We start from the raw sequence: 6,000 nt of genomic DNA, 5'->3' as shown, positions 1-6,000 counted from the left end.
TCATCATTCCATGTCAATCCGCACCGGCAATGATGATAATCGATAACATAACAAATTCCCCACCACAGCCCGTAATTGGGCTGAGACCGTTTCACCTCAATAATGTAGCGTTACCTTTAGCGATAACAAATAATAACCAAAAAACATAAATTAATAACTTTAATTATTGACACCAATGATAACATATATTATCATTACCACATCAAAACCAATCAAGTTAACAGCGTCATTAAACAAGACTACGAGTTATTTAATGTGTTAACAAGATTCAAGTAGCTAGCAGGGGCATATGAACATACTGCGGTTTTGATAAATGTCACAGGTATGACGGTAAACTACGGCTGATGGCGGTATTAATTGCACATAACACAATTAATACTGCCATATCTCATCCTATCAGCACTCACGCACACTGTTGTTAGGAAAAGGACAGCGGGAAAGACTGCGAACAGACCACATCCTTCGCCCCAACATGTTGGGGCCTTTTTTAAGGAAATATCATGATTAATAGAGATTTTATTAATATTAAAACCAAAAACAGATTTGACAAAGATTATCAATTAACTAAACACGAAATCCGATTTATCTACTTTGCCAATCTAATATTAATCTTTATGGGATTGGTCGCCTTGTTAATTGCTTTTTATTAATGACAATTGGGTGAATCATGCGTCAGTTGCAACAATTAGTCGAAAATAGCTACGAAGCGAGTTATTACAAAATGCTCGATAAAATCGAACAACAAGATGCTCAAGAGGAATGGATTGATAAACGTGCTGATGAGCTAATGGGCAATTTTAGTAATGAAAATGATTGGCAAATATTGGCATTACTTAAATTAAAATTAGACAACCATAGTGTTGATGCAAAGATATATCACCAATTTATTATTGATATTTGTTATTCTCAAGCACAGTTTGAATTTAAACAACATTCACTAATGTTATTAAATAAAAATGCTTATTAATGTAGCTTAATTAAATTAACAGAAAATAAATTAGATGATAAACAACTCAGTATTCATGCTAAAAAACAGAGACAGATATAAAAGAATAGGTTGATATTAAAACAGATATACAATACAGATTACATTAATTTACAATTTTCCTTATTAGCAAAAATACCAGTCTTTTATCAAACAGTTAATCTGAGCGAGATACTGAATAACAAAATAAAGTTATTAAATCATCGTTGAATTTGAAAATCTTATTTCATTATTGAGGATAATTTGTATGGTAATAAAAAACAGTCCTGAAAAGGATATAGAATCAATCTTAAATGATTCTAATGTATTTGCTCAAAAAATTAACAAATACTGCCGTAATTGCAACAATCCAACTCCTGATGGATTAGCATATTGCAACCAGAATTGTAAAAATGAATTTGAAATCAAACATCGCAATGATTTTAAAGATTAACTACCTCATTATTTATATAAATAAAAAACATTAAAATTGTGAAAAATAATGGCATTTATTCAATAGATGAATTATCAAATTAATCTATTAAAATAATACATTCAATCTTTACATTATGTTCTAAAATAATTTTTTGATCTTTTACCATAAAAGTACTTAAAAATAATAATTATAAAGAATAGCAAAACTAAAAAATAACCATAACGTTACGCTAACATATAACTAAATGTTTGATCCAAATAGTCACAAAAGAAGCTTGTCATAGTTTGTCCACTATAAACGGTTAAGTATGCTTGTGTTTTTTATGGATGTTGCTTATCGCAATAACAAAAAAAGTCATAACATAATTGGTAAGCTAAAAAAGTAAAGCATAATTGAATAAGTAATAAATATTTTTCAATTTTAGATAAATCAATTGCTTTCAATAAAACGCCCTGAAATTGATTTAATCTTGTTTTAAGAATAGATAAGACCTAGATATTATCCAAACTTAGTACACAATGATAACGAAGTATCAAAAAACATCGCCTAATGACAACGCAATAGATTTGAATTTTCTGATACAGATATGTTTATCATCACATTTAACGCAGTTTTAAACACTCTATAAATTTATAGTTATTGTCGAAGACGGACATACAAATTGACGTTTGATACTAATATCGATTCAGAGTAATTTTTTAAGATTTTAAAAAAATCTATAATATAATTTTAAATGAAATAAAAAATATAACTGAATACAGACAATAAAAAAGCCCTAACTATCAAGTCAGGGCCTAACACTGTTAACTTGTTAAGATTAAATTGATGTTATCAGTTACTTACTTTTTGTTTTATACTCATCATAATATTCCTGAGCCAGTTTACGCATTGATAAACCGATTGCGGCATATTGATACTCATTTAAATTGGCCAAGGAAGCACGCGCAGACGGATGCTGCACCGCAAATCCTTTACCTGGAAGCAATACCACTCCTGCTTCATCGGCAATTCTAAATAGCATTTCAGAAGGATTTTTATTTTTTAAGATCCATTTAGCAAACTTATCATCATAAAGTTCTCGACAAATATGTTCTAAATCAATTAGCGTATAGTAATCGACATTGTTTTCATCTGTTTTGTGTTTCAAACCTAAATGCTGATAAAGTGAAGCCGCACGGCGACGAATAATCGTCTTTAACGTCGCCTTATAACTTTGATCGGCATCCATCATTTCACATAACGCAAAAAGAACCATTTGTACTTGCTGTGGCGTTGACAAACCGGCAGTATGATTTAAGGCAACCGCTCGGCTATCTGCTACTAAGCGATCAATAAATTTGAGATTTTCAGGATCGGTAACAATTGAGCTGTAACGTTTATCAAGAATCTTTCTTGTCTTACTTGGTAATGCTCTAATAGTTTTGTCGATAACATTATCATGGCTAAGCGCAATTACTCCTAAACGCCAACCTGTCGCGCCAAAATATTTAGAAAATGAATAAACTAAAATGGTATTTTTAGGGCAAATAGCAAATAAAGATTGAAAGTTATCAGCAAAAGTCCCATAAACATCATCAGTTAAAATGATCAAATCAGGGCGTTTTTTCACAATATCAGCAATAATTTTTAAGCTTTTATTATCGATTTTAACTGAAGGTGGGTTAGACGGATTAACAAGGAAAAAAGCTTTAATGGATGGATCTTCTAATTTACGTAATTCAGATTCAGGGTATTGCCAATTTAAATTTGGATCTGAATTGATTAGTACCTCAACGAGTTGATAATCATTTAAACTCGGTATTTCAAGATATGGGGTAAAAATAGGCGCGCCGATAGCTATTTTGTCCCCTTTTTCAATTAATCCATTCTCTTTCATTGAATTAAATATATAGGCCATAGCAGCTGTGCCACCTTCAACTGCAAAAAGGTCTAATTCATCACGATGTAAATACTGCGCACCCATTTGCTCAAGCACATAAGATTTTACCACTTCCTCACTTAAGGTTAACATTCGATCGGGAACGGGATAATTACATCCTAAGATGCCTTCAACCATTTCTTGCAAAAACTTATTCTCATCAAGACCTAACTGATCACGAATATAAGAAAATGCTTTACCTAAAAAAGCAACACCAGACGTTTGGTAATTTTGTCGAATAAAATGCTCAAAACGCCCAGTTAGACCGGCTTTAATGGGAAAGCCACCTACCCCTTCATTCAAGTAAGAATAAGACATTTCTGATTCTTGAATAGCAAACACGCCTAATTGAAAAAACGCCTGACGAGGAAAAGTAGCAAGAAAATTAGGATTACCACGGCCGGCATTTAACATAACGCGATCTGCACGACTTTGTGCAAGTTTAATTAAATTATCTTTTAACTCAAAAGGACTCAAATTGGCATACTTTGAAAAGTCTGTTGTGTTTTTCATGATCTGTACCTTTACTTTTATATTCCAATTAAACAAAAGCCACAACTAATGGACCTAACAAAGTTAGGAAAACATTAGCTAAAGCATAAGTAATAGCAAAAGAATTGGTTGGTGTAGAATTTCCTGCCTTATTTAGCACTTCACCGAAAGCTGGATTAGCACTACGAGCTCCCGCCAATGCACCAGCAAATACCGCTACATTTTTATAGCCAAGGACATATTTACCAAAGTAAATAGCTAATAACATAGGCAAGACAGTAACAACCACTCCAATTAAAAATAGCGATAATCCTTGTTCTTCAATGGTATTAATTGCCTGTAAACCAGAACTTAAACCAACTACAGCAACAAAACCAGCTAAGCCAAAATCTTTCAATAATTGAATAGCACCACTTGGAATGTTACCAACAGTTTGATGAATTGAACGGTACCAACCAAATAACAAACCTGACAACAAAGCCCCACCACCAGCGCCTAATGTAATTGGGATATCGCTCACACGGATAACAATTAAACCGATAATAAGACCAACAACCAATCCTAAACCATGGAAAATCCAGTCAGTTTTTTCACTACGAGTAATCGGCGCACCAATTTTATCAACAACACGTTTAAGATCACCATCAGAGCCATAAATGGTTATCACATCGCCTAATTTTAAATAAATATCATTATTTAATGGCAATGACTCGCCATCTCGATGAATTGCAATTAGATAAATACCATGCTTTAATTGAATAACCTCTTCCGATGATAGGACTTGTGTTAAATTTTCGCCAACATAACGTGAATTACGCATCTCAACGTCTTGAGTATTCATCACAACATCCATACCCGATACTGAATTAATTTCAGTGCCAAGAAGATCACTTGCTTGAATCATTGCATCACGGTGGCCAACAACTAAAATAATATCCCTAACTTCAATAACTGTGTCTGGTGTGGCTTCAATAATTTTATTGCCACGCTTTATTTTTTCAATACTTATACCATTAACTGTTTTCTCAATTTCGCTAACATTCTGATCAATTTTATTCGTCACGCGATATAAACGACCGGTAATATCTGATAGTGCTAAATTTTGATTAGAACCTAACAATAAAGAACCATGCAATTGTTCTGCTTGTGCTTTTATAGCGTCATCAGCAATATCTTTTCCCATGATTTTTGGCAAAATATTGACACAAATAATAATGGCGCCTAAAGAACCAAAGATATAGGTTACTGCATAACCAATAGTGACATTAGCTTGCATTTTATGAAGTTCTTCAACACTTAACCCTAATTGACTTAATGCATCAGATGCGGTGCCCATAATGGCAGATTGAGTAAGACCACCAGCAGCAAGTCCCGCAGCTAGACCTTTATCTAAATTAAACACTTTAGCTAACACAACAACTGTCGCTAAACCTGCAACGGCAATAAATAACGCTAAAAAGATTTCACGCAAAGTTTTGACACCAAGCGAACGAAAAAACTGTGGTCCGCTTTCAAAACCAACCGCATAAATAAAGAGCGCGAAAAGAACCGCCTTAACGCCAGCATCAACTGTCACGCCAAAAACACTCAATGCAACGGCAACCAGTAACGAACCTGCAACACCACCCAGTTGGAATTTACCAATCCGAATAGCACCAATTAAATATCCTAAACTCAAAGAAAGAAATAAAAGAATTTCGGGTGAGTGTTGAATCCCATTTAAAATCCAGTGTGAAAGCCATTGAAACATAATAATTGTCCTCAAGTGCTAAAAAGATGAATTAAGAATGTAAGAAAAGAAATAAAAAGGGACTTAAAGAATATTCATTCAATTTTATGAATACGTTTATATATTAAACTGCTATTGCAAGAATAGAAAGTTAATTTTTATAATTGATATTATTTATAAAAAAATAACAATGCAATGTCTTATTTTTTTATAACACTACGATATTTATAAGATCTACACTTTTGCTTGTTTGCCCGTCGTTAATCGTTAGGCAACTATAACCCTATAAATACAACGAATAGAAATATTTTCTTTGATACTTTACATAAAAAAGAGAATGGGAAAAGTTTTCACTCAGTCAGTATAAACAATTAACATAATCATAATTGTTTATTTCCAAAAATGTTTTATCCGAAAAACTATTTTCAAAAAATATTATTTGAACAAATAAGTTAAATATA

5 protein-coding genes are annotated in these 6,000 nt (G+C 32.6%); 3 read left to right on the top strand and 2 right to left on the bottom strand.

Annotated elements, in window-relative coordinates; genetic code table 11:
• Positions 1 to 500 precede the first annotated feature (500 nt).
• The 3 genes from J3U63_RS08440 (at position 501) to J3U63_RS08430 (ending at position 1,418) form a co-directional block, all read left to right on the top strand.
• A complete protein-coding gene (locus J3U63_RS08440; protein WP_179854744.1) occupies positions 501 to 650 on the top strand; it encodes a hypothetical protein in 150 nt (49 codons plus the stop codon).
• Positions 651 to 667: 17 nt separating this feature from the next.
• Positions 668 to 967 carry a hypothetical protein gene (locus tag J3U63_RS08435; RefSeq protein WP_267343907.1) on the top strand — a complete coding sequence of 100 codons (300 nt, stop codon included), beginning with the start codon at positions 668 to 670 and terminating at the stop codon, positions 965 to 967.
• A 265-nt stretch (positions 968 to 1,232) separates the two neighbouring features.
• Positions 1,233 to 1,418, top strand: a complete 186-nt coding sequence (locus J3U63_RS08430) for a hypothetical protein (protein ID WP_065798700.1) — start codon at positions 1,233 to 1,235, stop codon at positions 1,416 to 1,418.
• A gap of 817 nt (positions 1,419 to 2,235) precedes the next feature.
• Here J3U63_RS08430 and J3U63_RS08425 read toward each other — a convergent pair.
• Both J3U63_RS08425 and aspT read right to left on the bottom strand, forming a co-directional pair.
• On the bottom strand, positions 2,236 to 3,831 hold the full coding sequence (locus J3U63_RS08425) for a bifunctional aspartate transaminase/aspartate 4-decarboxylase (RefSeq protein ID WP_267371251.1): 1,596 nt from the start codon (positions 3,829 to 3,831) through the stop codon (positions 2,236 to 2,238).
• Between the two features lie 28 nt (positions 3,832 to 3,859).
• Positions 3,860 to 5,560, bottom strand: a complete 1,701-nt coding sequence (gene aspT, locus J3U63_RS08420; RefSeq protein WP_267333467.1) for an aspartate-alanine antiporter — start codon at positions 5,558 to 5,560, stop codon at positions 3,860 to 3,862.
• Between the last annotated feature and the right edge of the window lie 440 nt (positions 5,561 to 6,000).

The organism is Gilliamella sp. B2838, assembly GCF_026536185.1.
In the GTDB taxonomy this organism is placed as follows: domain Bacteria; phylum Pseudomonadota; class Gammaproteobacteria; order Enterobacterales; family Orbaceae; genus Gilliamella.
The sequence above is the reverse complement of the archived record's forward strand: the minus strand, read 5'-3'. Positions and strand labels throughout refer to the sequence as shown.

Coding starts and splice junctions, on each gene's coding strand:
- J3U63_RS08435 (WP_267343907.1), top strand. CDS start 668: ATGCGTCAGTTGCAACAATTAGTCGAAAATAGCTACGAAGCGAGTTAT.
- J3U63_RS08440 (WP_179854744.1), top strand. CDS start 501: ATGATTAATAGAGATTTTATTAATATTAAAACCAAAAACAGATTTGAC.
- J3U63_RS08425 (WP_267371251.1), bottom strand. CDS start 3,831: ATGAAAAACACAACAGACTTTTCAAAGTATGCCAATTTGAGTCCTTTT.
- aspT (WP_267333467.1), bottom strand. CDS start 5,560: ATGTTTCAATGGCTTTCACACTGGATTTTAAATGGGATTCAACACTCA.
- J3U63_RS08430 (WP_065798700.1), top strand. CDS start 1,233: ATGGTAATAAAAAACAGTCCTGAAAAGGATATAGAATCAATCTTAAAT.